Below are 19,738 nucleotides of genomic sequence, written 5' to 3'. Positions count from 1 at the left end.
CAGTTGTTTAAAATTCAGTAGGCATATCGGCCCTTGTTTCCAGAAACAGTTCGCGGGGTTTTTCAAAATGACGTAGTAACTCCGGCGATAAATAAAAACCTGTTGGGTCGTCATCAATTAATCGGCTCACCTGCGAGCGGTGAGCCGCAATTGCTTGATTTCGCTGCTCCAGTACGCTATCGATGGGTACGCTCCAGACCATTATTTCGTCGGGTGAAGGCATGGCTGCCGGATCGCCCAACTCCCATAACCAAATCAAATATTCCAAAACCCTTGGTTTACAGCTACATTGCCGCAGCGCTTCGTGGCCAATTTGCCAGCACGCCCGATGATCGGGATGAGGGTCTCGGCGCCAGGGCATAAAAACCGTCGAGGGTTTATGCAGATCAATCAGAGCCGCCATCTGCATAGCTGTTTCGCTGAAACCGGCGGCTTCCTGCGTGGGCACCTGACGGTCGCGATAGCGCAGGAACGTACTGGATTCTGGATCAATAGTCAACCTTTGCAGTGCTTCCCGCGCTTCTGACTCGCGAAGGTCACGTAGCCGGTCGGCTGGATAAGCCGTCGAATTTGGATGCGACATAGTACCGTCGCTGACAAACACAACATGGACAGCATAACCTTCGGCCCGCAACTGAGCCAACGTACCACCACAACCCAGCGATTCGTCGTCAGGGTGCGGGGCTATCACAAATGATGAGCCAATGGTCCGAAGGTCGGGCAATGGCACGGCCAGCGCTTCCAACCACGTAGCACGATCATTACCAGAGTTCATGTGCGGAAGCTGGGTTATTGAACGCAAACTTCCCGATATCAAGCAACGTAGCATCGGGTGCGGGTTGACGTAGGTAATGGGTTAAATCCCGATGAAGTCGCTCAAAAGCGTGCGGACGTAGCAGTCCTCTAGCCCCCACGCTGCGTTCGGCCAGTGGCATCAATCGAAGGCAGATTTCCTCAATGGCCGTTCGAGTCATGTTGGTATAAGCCACAATTTTTTGCGCGTCGGTTCCATCAGCCAGCCAGCGGTCCATACGATCACCAGCCGCATTAAGCCACTGATTACCTGACTCAAGCAGGTAGGTCATTTCGGCCAGTCGCGCCTGTTGAAATACGTCGTCTGTGCGATTTAAATCTCTCAAATATTGACGCGTTTCGTCATAAATGGCTTCAACCCCGCCCAACTGAACGGCCGCAAACCGGATGGCCCCTCCACTAAAGTAAGGCTGACGCAGATAATCGCCGGGTTGCCCAAATAAATCGGCTTCTGTTAATTCGACACCCGTGAAATCAAGTTTAAAACTGGCCGATGCCCGCATTCCCAGTGGTTGCCAGAACTGACTGTCCTGCCTAATGGCAGAAACATGTTCAGTAGGAACAATCGCCATTTGCCAACCCCTCGGGCGACGTACCGACTGCAAATCGCCGGTGATTAATGGCCGCTGAATCCAGCCTGCTCCAGAACAAAAGGTTTTCGAGCCTTTAACGGAGAAAGTCGTATCGTTCGGAGAACTGGTTTCGACAAATGACACGCCGTCGCCCTCCTGCGTGTTCCAGACGCTAAACAGGCAATGTTGCTCAGTTACGTCGGTATACCAGCGATTCTGCTGTTCTGGAGTTGCGTATAAGTGAATCAGGTAGAGCGCATTAATATGTCCTTCATAGACTCGGCCAACCGCCAGATTGGCCGAACCGATACGTTTGAGTAGTTGCAGTAGACGCGCTGTTTGGCCCCGTTTGAAATCAAGTGCCTGGCCTGGTAACGTAGCACGCAACAAACCAGCATTGGCCAGCAACCGAAAGGCTTCTTCAGGAAATGCCCCATCTGCATCGGTGTCGGCGGCCAGGTGACGAATCTGCTTTAACAATGGATCTACTACATATGGGTCGTCAATCGAGGAATTTATCGACGGATTGGAAAGAGCTGAGTCCTGAATTTTCATATCCGTTATAAAGCATCAGAGCGCCTAATTGTTTTGTGCCTTACGGCCCTTATCCTTACTAAAAAGTCGATTAAAAAGGCCGCCAGCTAACTATTTACCAATTCGACGGGAATACGATGTTTTCTGTATTCAGATGAATAACAAACTCGTTCATACTCGGTTCTTAGGGTCGTAGCCTATTCTGGCTCGCCAGCTATTTTTCAGTCTGTTTTTTTATTATTCAACGTATGTCTCAATTTCAACCCATCCCTAACTCCGATTACGGAGATGCTGCAAATACACACCTGGTTGCTCAAAACGCCGTTAGTTTATCGACTGACAGAATAACCGATTTACTCTGTTTTTCACACCTTCGCTGGAATTTCGTTTATCAGCGACCCCAGCATTTGTTAAGTCGTGCCAGCCAGCAGTGGCGTGTCTGGTTTATCGAAGAACCTATCTATGGAGATACTGAACACGTTGTCTTTCAGCCTATTCACGAAAAGCTAATTGTGATCACTCCTCACCTGAAGCATGGTACTAGCCCCGATGAAGCTGTTGCTCAACAGCGGGAAGCCTTGGATCAACTCATAAGTCAGTATGCTATTCAGGATTTTATCGCCTGGTATTATACACCTATGGCGTTGACATTCAGCGAACACCTCCATCCACGAGTTACGATTTACGACTGCATGGATGAACTGTCGGCCTTTTTAGGAGCGCCCGCTAATTTGCTGGATCTGGAAAAAGAATTATTGAAACGGGCTAATCTGGTGTTTACAGGCGGTTTAAGTTTGTTTGAAGCCAAGCAGCACAGACATCCAAACGTGTTTGCGTTTCCAAGCAGTATCGACTTCGCCCATTTTGAGCCTGCCCGGCACGACCTCCCCATGCCCGCTGATCTGGCCACTGTTCCTGAACCAAGGATTGGCTTTTGTGGTGTAATCGACGAACGGATGAATATTGATCTGCTACGTATCGTATCTCAGCGTCGACCTGACTGGCAGTTCGTGATGTTGGGCCCCGTTGTGAAAATTGATCCAGCTACGTTGCCCCAATCTTCTAATATTCATTATCTGGGCTTTAAAGATCATAAGGAACTCCCCACCTATTTTAGCCACTGGGATGTTGCTATCATGCCTTTTGCGATCAACGAGGCCACCCGATATATTAGTCCGACCAAAACACCAGAGTACCTGGCGGCAGGCTTACCAGTGGTGTCGACCCCGATTCATGACGTAGTAAATACCTACGGCGATTGGGCAACCGTTCAGATTGCCCAATCAGCGCAGCAATTTGAAGAAGCGATTGCCCGTGCACTTACCGATGAGAATTCCTGGGAAGATGTCGATAACTTTCTCTTAGCCAATTCCTGGGATACAACCTGGATGGGAATGAATCGACTCATTCAGGTTCAATTAGCCCTCGTCTTTCAGTAACATTAGGCCGATAAAGGCTGTATCTGAACAAAACATGAATAGGTGGACGTAGCAGTTTTCCCCGGTTGTTTTCTCAGAACTTAATTTCCTGCGTCAGATACGTAGCACGGTCATCTCCATTGATGCGGATGGTGGCTGTTAAGGGTTTCGATGCCCAATTGACGGTAATCAGGCCGTAGTTGAGCTTGGAAACCATATCGCCAACGCGGTAGTGATTCGGTTCTTCGTGCGGGGCCGATACGTGCGTAAGACCGCTGCTGGTAATATCGTATAGTTCATACCCTAATCCTGGTACGCTCACCTTCGACACTTCGGCCATGTGCCGGTCGCCACTGATGAAAAAAGCGCCTTTCGGTTTGGTTTTGCCGATAATGTCCAGAAGTCGCTGGCGGGACGTCGGGAAATTGGCCCATTTTTCGTACACATGCTGGTCGGGAAGAACCTGAATGCCACTACCGATGATATGCACATCGGCGTCGGAATTGGTTAGTTGGCTCTCCAGCCATTTCCATTGCGTTTCGCCCAAAATATCGCCCGTTGGGTCGGGTACGTTCTTTTTGTCTTCTTTCTTCAACGGATCACGGAAATAACGGGCATCCAGCAAAATTACTTTTACCCGTTTTCCTGCCGGGCCAAACGTATGCGACGAATAAGCGCCTTCCTGCTTACGTAGTGGATTGTCGGTCGGTACGTCCAGAAAGTCGAGCATAACTTGCTGACTCTCTCTTCGTTTTGGATACTCTTTGCCGCCGTCGTTTACGCCATAATCGTGGTCATCCCACACGCCAATAATTTTCGCCGATTGACGTAGTTGCTGATACACCGGATTCGATTTCTGTAGTGCGTATTTGGCACGTAGCGTATCCATACTTTCCGAATCACCGTAAATATTATCGCCGAGCCAAATCCACAGGTCAGGTTTTTGAGCCACTACGTCGTCCCACAGGGGCTGCGGCAAACTCTGCTTACTACACGAACCAAAAGCAATATTGGTAACCGCTTTCCCGTCCTGTGTTGCCGACGTAGCGTTTTTCGACGTACTGCAACTGATAAATACGAGGCTGCCAAGAAGAAAAAGTGCGGAAAAGTATTTCATAAGAATTGGGGTTGTTCGGCTGTAAAAGTAAAAATGCTACGTCGTTTTTCCACAGATTTCGAGATTTGTTAACTTTACCACCCTGAAAGTTCGCATCACATACCACTCCTAATTGCCGAACGTAGCTGCTGATACGTAGTACGTGTTTCGGCCCTCGCTGCTTTACCTGAAGCAGCCAATTCATTCTATTTTCAAAAGCGAATTAGTTTATTCGGTAGCAATAGGCTCCGACAGCCAGAGCCTGTCGGAGCCTTCAAACACATTAATTATGAAACAAGAGTCTCTAAATAAATCCATTATACGTGATTTCTATCGGCGGGCCGTCGCACAGGGCGATATTGCTTTTGCAGATGAACTTATTTCTGAAGATTACATCCAGCATAGTCTAGTAGTAAAACCAGGAAAAGCAGGGTTGTTGGAAGCCCTAGCAATGATGAAGCAAATGCCTAAACCGGCTAGTTCATCACCTCCTTTTATGCGACTTCTGGCAGAGGGCGATTACGTTATTACCAATATGAGTTTCGATTGGGGCGGACGTCAGAAAGCGGTACTTGATTTGTACCGGTTAGAGGGTGGGAAAATTGTTGAGCACTGGGACGCCATGCAGGACCAATCTGATACAAGCCTGAATGGAAACGCGCTCATGGACGGACCAATGCCCCTTGACGATGACACTCTAACGGCTGATAATAAAGCAATTGTAAAAGCTTTCTATCAGCAGGTTCTTGTGAAAAGAGACTTTAGCGTACTGCCCGATTTTGTGGCGCATAACCTCATTCAGCACCGATCCGACATAGCTAATGGTCTTGATGGACTATCAATGTATTGGCAACAACAGTCGGAGTCACTGACGATTGGTAACGTAGCACGAATCATTGGGGAAGCTGATTTCGTAGTGATTCAGTACGAAAGCAGACAGGGAAAGAAAATCACTACGTTCTATGACATTTTCCGTTTGAGTAACGGAAAAATTGTGGAGCAGTGGGGTTTGCACCAGGTTGCTACGTTGTGAATTTAGAACTCGCTCAAATTCGATAATACTTGCTGGCTTTGCCATTAACACGAAGCCAGCAAGTATTACGGGTTATGCCAGCTTAACGCCCAGACTTTCGGCTATGAGGGTAAAAACGAATGCCGTTACAAGAATAATCCCCAAGACTATAAACGGCCCGTACCAGGTTACTCCGCCTTGCTGACTGATTAAATCCGTCAGTCGTTCCTGTGAAGCGCCTGAATTTTCGGCCAGAATGCGGTTTACCCGGCGTGTTGCGTGATTGACATACAGGCGATTGCTGATAAAACCGACGAGCAGGTTAATTAGTATTGTTACGATAGCAGAAGAGTTACCAGCCTGATTTTTGGGAGGGAAGATCAACTCTTCTGCCAGGTTTTCAGCGAAAATAATGACTGCTGTAATGAAAGCTTGCCCGTACATTTTCCGGTACCCCATCCAGAGAACACCTGCCAGAAAAGCCGCGCCATTAAACTGTACTTTGCCTGTTTCTATCTCTTCGGATGCCTGAACGTAGTACTCTGCCTGGGGGCCAAAGAAGTAGGGGAGGTATGGATTCATGGGGTTTTATAGTTAGCTTTTACGCAGCGAGGACAGAGATTCATAGAGAAAAATTAAAACTCTGGGAATCTCTGTGTCTTCTCCGTGCATCGCTGCGTAACAACTGTTCACATTAGTTCGTCAAAGGTAACGCTTACGTAATACATTCCGCCGATACGTGCCAGTCCGTAGCCCTGAACGTAGTAGTTATTGAGCAGATTGGTACCCCCAACTTTTACCACCGATTTAAACTGAGGTAGTTTGTAGGAAACCTGGGCATCTACAGTACTCCAGGAAGGTAGCCAGACATCACCAGCCGTAATGCCCTGTTCGTACCACATCGTCCCCGTCCAGCGATAGGACAACGTAGCACCGAGCCGGTCGGTGATTCGGGAGTTTGCCAGACTGAGATTATAGCGATTTTCGGGGGTATTAAAGAAATTCCGGCCTTTTTGAACGACTTCCGGGTTGCTCATTTTCCGTTTTATAATCGGTTGACCAGCGTTGTCGTTCACTACGTTTCCCTGGGCGTCACGTAGCGTTATGGAGCCAACCTGGTGAACGTAATTGCCACTCAGGATGAATCCGTGTCCAATGCTATAATCGAGTCCGACGCAGACGCCATCGACAAACAACTCGTTCTGGCTGTTGGCATTAATTTGCAGGGTTCGGAAGGCATTCGTAGCAAAATCGCTAACCTGGCCGCTATTAAATTGGTAATACGTTTGGGCGGCAATAAAATGGGTGTATTTGCTATGAAAGTAGAATGCATCGATGAACAACCGATTCTGAATCTGCGATTTATACCCTACTTCCCAAGTTTGTATTTTCTCCGTAGTGAACGTAGTGGGCTGAAATGCACGACTGCGTAACTGGGCTTCTGTTATTAGTTTGGTTGCAAAATCCCGTACGTCACTTTCCAGATAAGCGGGTCTGCGCGTTAAGTCGGCGGCTGCGCTTGCTATCGCCAATCCGCCAACCTCGCCACTACGTCCCGCTGCCGGTACCAAAAATAATTGGCCCGGTGCCGGATTCCGGAAAGCCGTTTGCCAGGAAGCCCGAAAATGATGTGTGCCAAGACTTGCAACCGCCGACGCTCGTGGGGTAAAACCTCCGCTCAGATATTGGTTCTTGTCGTAACGTAGCGCCAGGGTTGGTTTTACGGTAACGGTGGAACTGATACGTAACTCTTTGGATGCCTGCACATAAGCGCCGTATTCGTTAATGGTGTACTCCGAACCGTCGCTTTTTAACGTAATGGCCGTGCCTCCCGTGTTGAGGCCGTAGTGCCGAACGCTTCCGCCGACAATTACTTCGGCCACCTGCACAATATCGGTCAGATTATACATCCCTTCATAATGCCACAAGGTCGAATTATCGCGGAACCGCGTTCCTCGGGCACCCTGAAACCCGGCTAACGTATCCGTATTATACGTATTGGCAAAAGCATCGCGCACGGCATTGAATCGGGACGTACCGGGCAGATACCGATTGCGGTCGGCGGTGAGACGAGACTCGCCAACGCTCACTTTGTTTTCGATGAAAGCCAGGCCAAATTCAGTGGCCCATTGCCCGATTGATTTCCAACTATTGTTGATGGCAGTAGCTGTTTGGCCAATACTCCAGGCTTCGGCCTGCTGCTGGGTGGTGTAGGCCCGCAGAAAAAAGTGTTTGCCTTTCAATTCCGCCTTGAACTGATGTCGCTGGTAATTTGGAAAGTACTCCCGATAGCTGGCTGTGCGAATAAAATTACCATTGCCATAATACCAACCCAGCGAAGCCTCCATATCGCCCGGAAGTTTGTAATGGAGTGATACGTTCGCCCGATTGTTGAACACCTTGCCATCGTTGCCCACTACGTCCAGTTCGGTGTAGCCAGTGCGGGTTACCAGTCGATTCTGTAAGGGCAGATTGGCGTAGTTTGCCGGAAACGTGAAGGCCCCACCCGAATTGATGTCGTCTCCGTATACGTTTACGCCGTCGTACTGAAAATTCGTGTTTGGGTTGTTATTGCGTTGATAACCAATGCTCGTTGCTTGTCCACCACGGGCGGGATCGGTGGCGAAAAAGTTGGCACGGGCGCGGGTCGAACGGTCGTTGTAGTCGTCGGCAATGAAATCGGTACCCATGAATCGCTGGAAATTCACTTTCAGGGCAAAGCGCGTTCCGAACTGGCGTGCGTATCGAATGGCAACATCGCCGAATGGTTTGGGCGACATACCCGCTTTCGCTACGTTATTGACGCCACCCTTGAGCTGAACACTCAGTCCGCGATACGTAAACGGGTTCTTGCTGGAAGTGAGCATCAATCCCTGAAGCGCATCAGGGCCATAGAGAGCCGACGAAGCTCCCGGAATGAGTTCAATATCCGCTACGTCTAAGTCCGAGATGCCCGCTACGTTCCCAAAACCGAATCCCAATCCGGGCGAACGGTTGTCCATGCCATCGGTCAGCTGCAAAAATCGGTTGTTGTTATTTGCCCCGAACCCGCGCAAATTGATGGATTTGAACGTAATACTCTGAGTCAGTACGTCGACCCCTTTTACGTTTTGAAGCGCATCGAACGGGCTGTACGCGGGCGACTGCTGAAACTGTCGGGTACTGAGCTTCTCGACCGACACCGATGCGCGCTGAATTTCTTCGGGAATCCGACTGGCGGCAGTAACGAATTCGTCGGTCAGGATTGGTTCTTTGTTGAGCCTCACAACGATATTCCGGAAATTACTACCAACTACTGCTACGTCTTTACGCTCATACCCCACAAACGATGCGCTGACTGTGAGTGGTACCTCGCCCGGCGCCTGTAGTGTGAACCGGCCATCAGTACCTGTGGTCGTACCGGTATTCGTGCCTTTCACGAGGATGGTTACGCCCGCCAGTGGCTGCTCGTTGGCGTCGGTAACAATGCCGGCCAGGTTGGCCTGCGCCTGCGCCAGCGATGTAGCCAGTAAAAAAAAGGCAAAAAATAGAATAAGTTTCTTCATAGTTGGGTTGCAAAAGTTGAGTAAACGGTAGGGTGAGTGAAAACAACAAAGAATAACCAATTGAAAATCAAAATGTTATTTTTTGATATCGTTTCGTTCTTCCGTTAAACGTATATACGACCGGAAAGTAATTACTAATACGCTAAAAACAGCAAAGCTGTTTACGTTGTTGGGTACAAACGCAAACAGCTTTTGGGAAAAAGTATAGAAAATCGGGTACTACGTTCAGTTTACGCGACCGGCCAGATTTGCTTCGGGAACCTCGATAAGTTTACCGGTTTTAACGTCGTAGATGTAGCCGTAAACAACAATATCGTTTGGCACCAGCGGATGACTTTTGATACGTTGTACGTCTTCCGTTACGCTGTCAGCTAAGTTCGTAAACGTCAGAAAGGAAACAAATTTGGCTTCATCCGAGCCGCCTTCTTCCGTTACGTTGCGCCAGCCGCTGGCATCGACAGTGGCTGTTTTCAGGCTTTTTTTCAGCAGACCACGGATAATGTCGTCGGTGAAAAGCTCCATACCGCAATCTGTGTGGTGAATCACAAACCACTCGTTCGTGCCCAATAACTTGTGCGAAATAATGAGCGAACGTATCGCATCGTCGCTGGCACGGCCACCCGCGTTACGTATTACGTGCGCGTCGCCTTCGGCAAGACCGGCGTATTTAGCGGGATCAAGGCGGGCGTCCATACAGGTCAAAATGGCAAAATGACGACCCGGCGGCAGCGGTAACTCGCCCTTATCGCCGAACCCGTTCACGTAAGCTTCATTAGCACTCAGCACTTCCTGTAGTACCTGACTCTGATCTTGTGTTGCCATGACGTTTTGTTGATTTATGGTTGATTGAAGTACTCTTTAAAAAAGTTGCGCTGACAACTGCGGTTCATGCTACGTTCCGCAGGTTGTCAGCGCAAAGAGGTCGGTTAAGGATTTAGGTACATTCCCCTTTTATTAACTTAGAATACGTAGCGCAACGTAACGCCGTAGGTACGTGGATCAGCGACGATTCCGGCATAGTGACCAGCGCTTCCCGGAGCGGCCAGCAATTGTTCGTAATAGTCCGTGTTGAGCAGGTTCCGTCCCCAGACAAAGAAGGAAATTCCGGTTGACGCTCTAAAACCAATTCGACCGTTGACCAATGTATATCCGTCGATGTTTAAATACTGAGAAGGTGATGGACTTGATGAAAACGAGGAACGCGAGAAAACATCAAGTCCTACAAAGAAATTACCTTTATAACCAATCAGATTGCCTTTTGCCGTTACCTCACCACCTACTGAACCAGCCCATTTGGAAATACCCGGCAGCGCTCCGCCCGAAACATCCTTAAAAGCTTGTTCGCCACCGGTTTCTTCGAGTGGAACGGGCGCATTTTTGAATGATACGTATTTGCCATCCGTATAGGCGACAGATCCATTGAGCGTAAAGTTGTTCGTCAAACGTATATTGCCATCCACTTCAAGGCCCGTCACGCGAACTTTCTCGGCATTTGCCAGATAACCTCTGTTTACCCCAGGTTCAGGCGTTTGTACCTGGGTTTGGTAATCCTTGATGTCAGAGTTAAAATACACGATGTTCAGGGTAGAGGTGGGCGTAGGTTTGGTTTTAATACCAAATTCATAATGCGTCACGTGCTCTGGTTTCACCCGCGCCAAATCGAGTAATACCTGGCCGTTAGCCGTTGGCAATCCACCGATATTTACCCCAACAGGCTTGTAGCTTACGGAGTAGGTTCCGAACGCATTGAAACGCTCGCTGGCTCTGTATTGCAGGGTAAGTTGACCCGAAAAATTATCTTCTACTGCATCGATATCAAACGCCTGATTGGTGTAAACGCCATTTTTTAACGCGATCAAAGCAGCATCGGTCGTTTGCAAACCGCCGTACGTTTCGCGTTTGTAGTTGGCGATTTTCTTGTCGTAGTTATAGCGGATGCCCGGTAATACGTGTAGTTTATCCGATATTGCCCAGTCGACCTGGCCGAAAACGGCTAAACCTGTACTCCGAATTCGGTTGGTAGTGCGGATGCCGAAGTTATCAAACAGACCGGGGGTTTTCCAGAGGGCGCTGGTTGAGCTTTGGGCAAAACGCCATTGGGCAGAACCGGCTTCTTCAGTCTGTACGGGGTCGGATTTAAGGTCCTGCCAAAGGCCAAACAGGCCAATAACACCGCTTACATTTGACGAGATTTTTCCCGAATAACGTATTTCCTGCGACCATTGATCGTGCACCGAGTTACCAGCCGAAATGGTGAAAACGGGTAAGCCGATATAATCGCGATCGTTCAGCGGCCCCCATTTCCAGTAACGCCATGCAGTCGTTGAGGTTAACGTACCATTACCGATTTTTATGTCGGCGTTTAAGGATACTCCGCCTAGCTTGTTATCCGCTTTTGAAGGCGTATCCAGGTCAACGACACGTTCAAACGCACTTGAGTAGGGAAGTTTGTAATTCAAATCGGCAATAATGGCGTTGAACTGACGATAAGCAGCCCGTTTTGTCGTAACAACCCCAGCAACTGGATAGCCATATCCATTCGGTTTCTGATCAGAAACATCGCCGATGATCGTAATCTTTACGTTGTCGGAGGGGGTATACAAGAGTTGACCCCGCACACCAATGTTATTAATGTCGTTGATGGGAAGTTGGGTATGCACATTGTAGAACGTACCGTTACGTTGCGTACCCGTAAACGACACCCGAGCCGCCAGTTTCTTGCTCAGAGGGCCAGTCAGCGACCCCTTGGCCTGAATGAACCCGTAATTGCCATAACTCAATTCAAAACTTCCGCCCGGCGTAAACGCAGCGGGGCGCGTCGTGATGTTGAAGGCGCCAGCCGTTGTGTTTTTTCCATACAGCGTTCCTTGTGGACCACGTAACACTTCAACCTGTTCAATATCAATGAAATCGAGTGCCGTAGCCGCCGGACGAGCGTAGTAAACGCCATCAACGTAGAAGCCGACGCCGGGATCAATACCGTCGTTGGTCAAGCCAAACGTAGAGCCAAGGCCACGAATGTTTAACGTAGTATTCCGGGCATTCGACGCATATAACTGTACGGTAGGCACCAGTTCTTTTAATCGGTTTACGTTAAATGCACCCGCGTCTTCAGCCCGGCTGCCACTGACAATCGAAATCGGAATCGGTACGTTCTGCGATGACTCTGACCGACGCCGGGAGGTAATCACTACGTCGTCTAGCTGATTAGCGGCTTCTTCAAGTGGAATCTCTACGTTATTGTCGCTCAAAACAACTTCTTTCGTCTGATAGCCGACAAACGAAATAACTACCGTAAAAGGCAGTTTTTGGGCAGTAATCAAATTGAATTGTCCATTTACATCTGTTGTAGATCCGTTGGTGATGCCTTTGATGGTTACCGTCGCGCCAATTAACAGTTCCCTGGTGCGTGCATCGACTACTTTGCCCGATATGGTTGAGTTAATAACAGGGGCATTTTGGGCAGATAAAAAGCGGGGTAAGAGAATTAACCCTAAAAAAAATGCTGTCTTGAAAACTTGTGTCATTTGTTGTAATGGTTGGTGTTAATTTTAGAGCTGTCTGTGGGCAGCCTTTTCTTGATATAGAGTGGTTTTGCGGCTGATTCTGCGTCAACAGTATGGTCTCATAAACTGCCTGTACGGTTTCATACACGAATTGATTTGTAATTCTCCCTATACTCCCGGTTGTAGATAGACTAGTACTATTTATAGTCTATTGATTTAATAGGTTATGCAAAACAGAACTTTCTTTTAATGACTTCCAACTAAAAGGATAAAAAAATTACTCTATCTAGTTGATTTTCTTGGTAAAAGAGAAACGTAACAGAGAATAAGCCAAAATAGGTAGGTGGCTAACGAATGGCCAGTGAGCTGGCTTCAACTATGGCATCGAAGTTGATACATACTCAAAGAAGGATTTACTGTTGGAAAAGGCAGGGAGAACTGTACACACTTTGAAAGTAGATTCTGTTCTTAGCGGTTACGTACCAGGAATAGTTAAATAGTAACTTTTAATATCTTTTTAATGTAAATTTAATGAAGCCTTATATTTGCCGAGTAAAATTTTAAAATTTACCCGCTTATTTTTCAATTCCGATTCCAGAACTGACTTTCTAAAAGGACCCCCTCTATTGACTATCCCGTAAAGATGCTTAAGTCATTGATTTACAATTGCATTTTTATTGCTATCCTTACTATTGCTACGTTTCTGTTGGGTGAAATTGTTCTACGTGCCTATAATTATTTTGCCCATTCGCATATCTTCTACGATGATTCCTACAATCGCTACAGAGGTAAGCCGCATGTTATGCTGTATGGCTACAAGCTAAATGCTGGTGGATTTAATGATGGCGAATTTACCAGTAAGCCAGGCGATTACAGAATCATTGGACTGGGCGATTCGTTTGCCTTCGGGATTGTTCCTCAGGGCAATACGTATCTAACTAAGCTGGAGACTAAGCTCAACCAGCAGCTTAGACCTGTCAGTCTGTTTAATATGGGAATTTCGCAGACGAACCCGACAGATTATTATAGTATTCTCACAAATGAAGGAGCACACCTGAAACCTGATTTAGTGCTGCTGTCTTTTTTTGTGGGTAATGATTTCGATATTATCAAAAAGCGATGGTTCTTCCGCCACTCGTATATGCTGACGGCGCTGAATTACATTGCCAAAGTGACCTGGAAAGTCAATGATTTTGCTGGACATCAACCCTATTGCGATAGCTGTCAGACGTTTCAGCGATCCGAATATCTTCGAATCGAAAAAGATAGAATGGATGCCTGGAAATATCACATGCCGGATTCTGGCGCGGTAACCAGACCTCAAAATGGCTTCTTCGACCAAACGATTGCTACGTTGATTCGGACCCGCGACTACTGTAAACAGCGGGGAATAACGTTTATGGTCGTCATTATTCCAGATGAGATGCAGATTGACGATACGTTGCGACGGGATATGATCGAGGCTTTTTATAAAGATACCGGCAAACTGCCTTACAACGTAATGACACCCACCCGCTTGCTCACGCAGCAATTGCAGGCAAATCAGATTGCTTACATCGATTTGTATGAGCCGATGAGAAAAGCGGTTCAGGAAGGCAAACAGTTATACAAACCTTCCGATTCGCACTGGAACATGGCTGGAAATGAATTTGCCGCCCAACTGCTAGCCGATTCGCTGGCAAAGGTTATACCGAAGAAGTAAGGGACCACCCCCAAGCCAGCTTAGGGGTGGTAATTTTACGCAGCCCGGCTGCTTTGTGGGCGACGTAGTATAGTAGAGCGTATAGCCTGTGCGTTAGCTTCTTCAATGACCTGCTCCGACACCATACCGAGGTGATTGGCCCGTTTCAGTACGTAATCGAAAGGCATATTGAAATAGTTGGCAACTTCGCTGCGGAAACTATCGGGAAAGCGCGTCAGGCGAAGGCCAAAAAACTTCCGTACCTCCATTTCTGGCAGCATGGCGGCCAGCGCAACACGTTCGGCTTCGGCCAGAAGTTCTTTCCGAACCGGATATAAATGATCCAGACCCACAGAAGCGGCCAGAATCGTTAAAAACAGATTTTTATACATGGCCGATAATTCGGCAGGCAGAATAACCCAGCCCTGCTCGCGAAATTTTGCCGAGAAACCAGTCAAACCCTGCTCTCCCCGGATTTCACCGGCAATAAATTCATCGGGAAACTGAAGGCGCTCATCGGTTTTCTGAAGCCTGAAAACCACCGCTTCAACCGGGCTTTTCTGGAAAAGCAGATTCTTCGGAATGGCACGTGTTGCTTCCCACTGATCGGTCATGCGCATGAACAGCCCTTCATTAACTGGCAGATTATCGGGATTGCCAAGGCTAACCAGCATCCGACGATATGCCGCCAGAAAATCAATCTGCATTTGATTCGGATTCGAGCGTCCTTTTTTCATAGGTATTGAGTAGCCAGACGTAGTGTGAAGACTAGTAGTTGGCTCATTAGTAAAGTTGCTGTTGAAAATTTGGGGAGGTAAATATACGTAATAAATGACTGATTACAAAGCTGTAAACGCAATTAATAGGGGTTTGTTAACGAAAAAATAAAGAGAAATCACGCGCTGTCATGCTACGTATGTTGTGGCCTGTAAAATACCTCTTTTCTAATGCTATTGTGGCTTTTTAATTCGATTGAACCAGAGAGTTTGTAACTTGCCTGACTGCCAGAAGTGACGAATTTTCAGGCATACCTGTTTCGATAACTAAATTGCCCAATGAACGCCTTTCATCAACGGTATATCAACGATTCGGAGTTGCCAGAAAATCGGCAGACCGACAATCTGCTGGGAGCTATTTTCGAGTCGGCGCCCGTTTGTATCGTTTCATATCGGGCGTTACGTAACGATGCGCATGAAATCATTGATTTTAAGCCGTTGCTGTTGAATGAACGAGCCGTAACTACCTGCGGTCGAAGCCGTCAGGAAATTATGGACGCTACGTTGCTGGAATTGTTTCCGCCATTGCAGGGAAGCGCACTGCTGACGGATTATCTGACCACAACGCAATCGGGCGAGCCCCAACGTAACGATTATTACATACCACCGTTTGGCGGCTGGTTCGACGTATCGGTAAACCGGATTGGTCCCGATGAGATAGCCGCCATCTTTATCGACATCACTGCGCGCAAAGAAGCCGAACTCCAAATGCGCCAACAGGCCGACTTGCTCACTCAAATCAGCCAGTCGATGCAAATGGCGGTTTCGGGTCATCTGCCCGTTCGGGATGAGCAGGGTCGAATTATAGATTTCCAGTATACGTATTTTAACGAGAAAGCAAAAGCCTGGCTTCCAGTCGATTGGCGACAGGTAGTCGGCCAGACGGTACGTACAATGGCTTTTTCGAAGAACTCCGACCAGACGATTGCCCGCATGGCCAGCGTTGTCGAAACGGGCGAGCCTGTTCAGTTCGATGTCATAACGCCCGATGGGCGAGTGTTCTTCAATATCGTAGCACGTTCGGGCGAGGGTACCGTTTCAACTTTTATCGACGTAACGGCGCAACGCCAGGCCGAGGAGAATTTGCGGGAATTAAAAAGTGTTTCGGAGCGACAAACGTCCCTGTTACAAAGTATTCTGGATGCCTCGCTGACGGCTATTGCCTGTTATGACGCGGTTTGCGATGAGCAGGGTATTGTTACCGATTTTCAATATACGTTGGCCAATCAGACTACGTTAGCGATCATGAACAGGACGCCTGATGAGCTTTATGGCAAAACCATCTGTGAAGTGAATCCGGCTTTGCAGGGAAGTGGCGTTGTGGAAGAATACATTCGTGTTTACGAAACGGGCCAGCCAGTCGTAATGGAACGGGAAAACAAAGGACGATATTACTACGTATCACTGGTTAAATTTGGCGATGGAGTTCTTACGTCGTCCATCGACATCACCGAAAGCCAGAATTACCGCAGTCAACTCGAAACCGCTAACGTAGCACTCCAGCAAAGCAACAGTAATTTACAGAGTTTTGCCTACGTAGCGAGCCACGATTTGCAGGAACCTCTGCGTAAAATCAAAGCGTTTGGCGACTTGATCTTGAATGAGTACAGCGCTCAATTGCCCGAACATGGGCAGGATATGCTACGTCGGATGCAGTCGGCAGCCGAACGAATGAGTGGACTGATACGTGATTTGCTGGCTCTATCACGACTAACTACGCAGAAACGAAACTTTGCTCCCGTCAATCTGGAAAATCTGGTTAACGAAATTTTGAGCGACCTCGAAACGACCGTAGCCGAAACCGGTGCTTCAGTGTCCGTTGGCGTTTTACCGACTGTGCAGGGCGATGCGCTTCAGCTCCGGCAACTGTTTCAGAATCTGCTGTCGAATGCCCTGAAATTTCGACGATCAGAACAGCCTTCTTCGATTCAGGTTGAATCCAGCCGAGTACGGGCGCGCGATATTCAACCGGTTTTACTTACCGCTACGCCCGTCAATGATGCAAATTCAGTAGATGCTACGTCTGCAGGCAACCCCATACCCGACCCGCTTAAGCAGTACTACGTACTAACGGTTACTGACAACGGCATCGGCTTTGATTCCAGTCGTCATGGCGAAACCATCTTCGGGGCTTTTCAGCGCCTGCACGGACGTAGCGGTACGTTCTCGGGCACTGGCATCGGGCTGGCTATTGCTAAAAAAGTGGTCGAGAACCATAACGGAGCCATTGTTGCCCACAGCCATGAAGGCGAAGGCGCTCGGTTTAGTGTTTACCTGCCCATCCGTTCATAACGCTTTAGTTCTTGACGTGCTCTTTAATGAAATACCAAAGGCGCTACGTTCACAGCGTAATGCTTTTCTGCATGCTTAGTGAACGTAGCGCCCTATATGGTAAAAAACAATTTATGCCAGGAATGGCGCTGCAATGGCTAGTACGGCTTCTTTCGTTAGCGGCTCGTCATAGGATTCAGTCGCTCGCTCAAAACCAACACCACCTAGTTGGGCCGTATTTACGCCTGCTTGAATTACGTTATCGTCACCGGCATAGATAGCCGCTGGAACGCCCGGCGTGCCAGGGTTATTGCCTGTAATCCAGCCGCGTGCGCCATTCAGATAGCGCACTTTGGCGGCATGCAATGCTTCGACCGAGTGAATACGTAACGCCGTTGTCAGCACATCCGGGAAGGGCATCAAACGAGGAGCCTGTCCTTTATAAGCCCGAACGCCCGTATCTTCAAAAGCCTGCGATACCTTCAGAAACGTACTGTAATTCGAAAAGACGTCCGGGAATGCTCCTTTTGCTGTAAAATCGAAGTTAGGTTTCGAAATGGCGGCTCCACCCAGCGCTGTTTTAAGCACCATTACGTGGGCATTTTCGTGCAGCGCTATTTGCTGAAACGTTTGCTGGCCTTCCATGCCCATAATCAGGTTAGAACCCAGCGCACGGTTATAAAACTCAGCCTCCAGGTATTCGAGCGTTAAGGCGAAATTCAATACGTCGACTACAGTTGCGTTACCCTGTGCGTAGGCTTTGTTTAGAACCGCCCCAAAAGCTACTGGAGCAATACCCGCTGCGGCTTTTTTCAGGAAATTATGAAATACGTGGCGACGTGATACGTGCTCAATACGTTCGAACACATCAGCGTCCACATTTTCTAATTCATTAAGTATGTTTTGTAGATTCATGATTTCTGAAGGGTTTATGCCATACGGGCATTTTTGCCATTGATGGTTTCCTGAATATAAGGTCTTGCCAGCGCTAGTACTTCTTCTGGCGTACGGGCCTCACCCAGCCCCGTATCTTTGCTGACAATATCATTGCCGGCAAAATAGGCGGTCATTGGTCCCAGCAACTCGCTTAGAATGGCTACGTGACGAGCTTCCATCGACACAATTTTGCCAGCCAGTGCCAGATTGTCCGGGTTTTTAAGCAATCTACCCGAACCGTTATAGGCCGACGTACCAATGGCCTCGAATGTACGGGCCGTCAGCAAAACCGACGTGCGGTTGTTGAAGTTGACACTGCTGAAATTAGGGGTAAGGTTTGGGATGGCCGCGCTGCCCAGTAACGTTCTATAGAGTTCGCGGTGATTGATTTCGTGATCGCGCATCTCAGTCAGAACCGCTCTTTCGTAACCGTTCATGTTGGCATAAGGGGTCATCATGACCTGGGTATAAAAGGCCGATTCCAACTGTTCCAGCGCGTAAGCAAAGTTCAGAACCGTAGTGTCATTATAACCGATATCGCCCAGATCGATTGTGTCACCAAGTCTGCCTGAACCCTGTTGCGTTGGGTCAACGAGTTCGGTATGACAGGCACTCAGTATCACACCGGCGGCAGCCGAGGTTCCGAGGTAGCGCATGAAGTTTCGTCGACCGACACCTGTTAATTGCGTGTCAGTCGGGTCGTGAGGTAGTTTTTCCATTGAACCGATAAATGTTGAGTGAAAATTCTTCCGGCCATCGGAAGAGTCTCAGACATTACAGTTCAGGAAATAACATTGTTAAAAAGAGCCAGTGGAAAGGAAGTTTTACAGATAATTATTGAGGAAGTGGGCCACGGAGGTGTTTCGGTGTGGCTTGTAACGAATAGAATTGACTTGCTGGAGATGACCTTGTAACTGGCCATTAAGCGGTATTTCAATAGTGATCGCCCGTTGCCTTACTGGCCTTAACCTCGGGAGCTAGACTGAAGTTAAGGTACTAGTGTCAATTATTTGGTAGGAAGGTCAGGCCGTCTAGCATATTAAGGCGGCCTGATTTGATTTACAACTGGTACATATTACTCACTATTGAGGAATCAGAACGAACTCTGGAGAAATCCTCGCTGAGAATGTTCCTTAAGCGCAGATACGAACTCGTGAAAGACGAATGTCCGAACGATTCAGTTGACGCTGCATTTCCGTAAAAACAAAATCAATTGCTTCATCAGGATCACGCGCAGAGACCGAAAGATCTTTATCCAGACTGATATTTTTTTTTGACTCGTCGATTACATCAAAGACAACTCGAATTAAGTGTTTGTGTCGAGAAACCATAATAAAATCTCATTTAGAGGGCAAATTGATTGGGTATTCAGACAGGCAGCCTGACCATTGCCCTCAAAGATAAAGATAATTATGATTCAACTATATTATATATGCCAAGATTGTATCATATTATTTCAGTAACAAGTCGATAGCGAGGACGATTTGATCGATTACTTTTTGAACCTGTTTAGGGTTTCTTCTTTTTAGGGATCTTGCGAAAGAAAATGATAAAGAAGGCCATAAAATGCAGCGCCTT

The 19,738-nt window shown here is 47.9% G+C and carries 14 protein-coding genes; 4 read left to right on the top strand and 10 right to left on the bottom strand.

The features are described from left to right. Positions 1–7: 7 nt before the first annotated feature. Complete coding sequence (locus tag IC229_RS17520; protein WP_190888308.1) at positions 8–775, bottom strand: PIG-L deacetylase family protein; 768 nt, start codon at positions 773–775, stop codon at positions 8–10. Next, the gene (locus IC229_RS17515) at positions 762–1,940 is read right to left on the bottom strand and encodes an acyl-CoA dehydrogenase family protein (RefSeq protein WP_190888307.1); all 1,179 of its coding nucleotides are present in this window, start codon (positions 1,938–1,940) and stop codon (positions 762–764) included. Before IC229_RS17515 ends, IC229_RS17520 begins: the two co-directional genes overlap by 14 nt. A gap of 227 nt (positions 1,941–2,167) precedes the next feature. On the opposite strand from IC229_RS17515, the gene IC229_RS17510 reads away from it, so the two are divergent. Next, positions 2,168–3,358, top strand: a complete 1,191-nt coding sequence (locus IC229_RS17510) for a glycosyltransferase (RefSeq protein WP_190888306.1) — start codon at positions 2,168–2,170, stop codon at positions 3,356–3,358. Positions 3,359–3,431: 73 nt separating this feature from the next. On the opposite strand, the gene IC229_RS17505 is transcribed toward IC229_RS17510, so the two are convergent. Further along, the gene (locus tag IC229_RS17505) at positions 3,432–4,454 is read right to left on the bottom strand and encodes an alkaline phosphatase D family protein (protein WP_190888305.1); all 1,023 of its coding nucleotides are present in this window, start codon (positions 4,452–4,454) and stop codon (positions 3,432–3,434) included. A 268-nt stretch (positions 4,455–4,722) separates the two neighbouring features. Here IC229_RS17505 and IC229_RS17500 point away from each other — a divergent pair, with 268 nt between their 5' ends. Then, positions 4,723–5,466: a nuclear transport factor 2 family protein gene (locus tag IC229_RS17500; protein WP_190888304.1), complete on the top strand. Its 744-nt coding sequence runs from the start codon at positions 4,723–4,725 to the stop codon at positions 5,464–5,466. A 72-nt stretch (positions 5,467–5,538) separates the two neighbouring features. On the opposite strand, the gene IC229_RS17495 is transcribed toward IC229_RS17500, so the two are convergent. The 4 genes from IC229_RS17495 to IC229_RS17480 all read right to left on the bottom strand — a co-directional run bounded on the left by IC229_RS17495 (position 5,539) and on the right by IC229_RS17480 (position 12,517). Further along, on the bottom strand, positions 5,539–6,027 hold the full coding sequence (locus tag IC229_RS17495; RefSeq protein WP_190888303.1) for a DUF2628 domain-containing protein: 489 nt from the start codon (positions 6,025–6,027) through the stop codon (positions 5,539–5,541). Positions 6,028–6,134: 107 nt separating this feature from the next. After that, positions 6,135–8,990: a TonB-dependent receptor domain-containing protein gene (locus IC229_RS17490; protein WP_190888302.1), complete on the bottom strand. Its 2,856-nt coding sequence runs from the start codon at positions 8,988–8,990 to the stop codon at positions 6,135–6,137. Between the two features lie 225 nt (positions 8,991–9,215). Continuing rightward, positions 9,216–9,812, bottom strand: coding sequence for a beta-class carbonic anhydrase (locus tag IC229_RS17485; RefSeq protein ID WP_190888301.1), 597 nt, complete (start codon positions 9,810–9,812; stop codon positions 9,216–9,218). Between the two features lie 137 nt (positions 9,813–9,949). Beyond that, entirely contained in the window at positions 9,950–12,517 is a 2,568-nt protein-coding gene (locus IC229_RS17480; protein WP_190888300.1) for a TonB-dependent receptor, read from the bottom strand. A 622-nt stretch (positions 12,518–13,139) separates the two neighbouring features. Between IC229_RS17480 and IC229_RS17475 the strand changes: the two genes are divergently transcribed. Beyond that, complete coding sequence (locus IC229_RS17475) at positions 13,140–14,198, top strand: alginate O-acetyltransferase AlgX-related protein (RefSeq protein WP_190888299.1); 1,059 nt, start codon at positions 13,140–13,142, stop codon at positions 14,196–14,198. Between the two features lie 35 nt (positions 14,199–14,233). On the opposite strand, the gene IC229_RS17470 is transcribed toward IC229_RS17475, so the two are convergent. Next, positions 14,234–14,914: a hypothetical protein gene (locus IC229_RS17470; RefSeq protein WP_190888298.1), complete on the bottom strand. Its 681-nt coding sequence runs from the start codon at positions 14,912–14,914 to the stop codon at positions 14,234–14,236. Between the two features lie 318 nt (positions 14,915–15,232). On the opposite strand from IC229_RS17470, the gene IC229_RS17465 reads away from it, so the two are divergent. Continuing rightward, positions 15,233–17,245, top strand: coding sequence for an ATP-binding protein (locus tag IC229_RS17465; protein WP_190888297.1), 2,013 nt, complete (start codon positions 15,233–15,235; stop codon positions 17,243–17,245). Positions 17,246–17,356: 111 nt separating this feature from the next. Here the strand turns inward: IC229_RS17465 and IC229_RS17460 are convergent, their stop codons facing one another. Continuing rightward, complete coding sequence (locus tag IC229_RS17460) at positions 17,357–18,139, bottom strand: ferritin-like domain-containing protein (protein WP_190888296.1); 783 nt, start codon at positions 18,137–18,139, stop codon at positions 17,357–17,359. A 14-nt stretch (positions 18,140–18,153) separates the two neighbouring features. Beyond that, positions 18,154–18,879 carry a ferritin-like domain-containing protein gene (locus tag IC229_RS17455; protein ID WP_190888295.1) on the bottom strand — a complete coding sequence of 242 codons (726 nt, stop codon included), beginning with the start codon at positions 18,877–18,879 and terminating at the stop codon, positions 18,154–18,156. Positions 18,880–19,738: the final 859 nt, after the last annotated feature.

This window comes from Spirosoma profusum (genome assembly GCF_014699005.1).
GTDB classification, from domain to species: Bacteria; Bacteroidota; Bacteroidia; order Cytophagales; family Spirosomataceae; genus Spirosoma; species Spirosoma profusum.
Note: the sequence above shows the minus strand (reverse complement) of the source record. Positions and strands in the feature narration are given on the sequence as shown.

Bases quoted from the DNA above. Each gene is read 5' to 3' on its own strand.
- IC229_RS17520 (WP_190888308.1), bottom strand. From the start codon at position 775: ATGAACTCTGGTAATGATCGTGCTACGTGGTTGGAAGCGCTGGCCGTG.
- IC229_RS17515 (WP_190888307.1), bottom strand. From the start codon at position 1,940: ATGAAAATTCAGGACTCAGCTCTTTCCAATCCGTCGATAAATTCCTCG.
- IC229_RS17510 (WP_190888306.1), top strand. From the start codon at position 2,168: ATGTCTCAATTTCAACCCATCCCTAACTCCGATTACGGAGATGCTGCA.
- IC229_RS17505 (WP_190888305.1), bottom strand. From the start codon at position 4,454: ATGAAATACTTTTCCGCACTTTTTCTTCTTGGCAGCCTCGTATTTATC.
- IC229_RS17500 (WP_190888304.1), top strand. From the start codon at position 4,723: ATGAAACAAGAGTCTCTAAATAAATCCATTATACGTGATTTCTATCGG.
- IC229_RS17495 (WP_190888303.1), bottom strand. From the start codon at position 6,027: ATGAATCCATACCTCCCCTACTTCTTTGGCCCCCAGGCAGAGTACTAC.
- IC229_RS17490 (WP_190888302.1), bottom strand. From the start codon at position 8,990: ATGAAGAAACTTATTCTATTTTTTGCCTTTTTTTTACTGGCTACATCG.
- IC229_RS17485 (WP_190888301.1), bottom strand. From the start codon at position 9,812: ATGGCAACACAAGATCAGAGTCAGGTACTACAGGAAGTGCTGAGTGCT.
- IC229_RS17480 (WP_190888300.1), bottom strand. From the start codon at position 12,517: ATGACACAAGTTTTCAAGACAGCATTTTTTTTAGGGTTAATTCTCTTA.
- IC229_RS17475 (WP_190888299.1), top strand. From the start codon at position 13,140: ATGCTTAAGTCATTGATTTACAATTGCATTTTTATTGCTATCCTTACT.
- IC229_RS17470 (WP_190888298.1), bottom strand. From the start codon at position 14,914: ATGAAAAAAGGACGCTCGAATCCGAATCAAATGCAGATTGATTTTCTG.
- IC229_RS17465 (WP_190888297.1), top strand. From the start codon at position 15,233: ATGAACGCCTTTCATCAACGGTATATCAACGATTCGGAGTTGCCAGAA.
- IC229_RS17460 (WP_190888296.1), bottom strand. From the start codon at position 18,139: ATGAATCTACAAAACATACTTAATGAATTAGAAAATGTGGACGCTGAT.
- IC229_RS17455 (WP_190888295.1), bottom strand. From the start codon at position 18,879: ATGGAAAAACTACCTCACGACCCGACTGACACGCAATTAACAGGTGTC.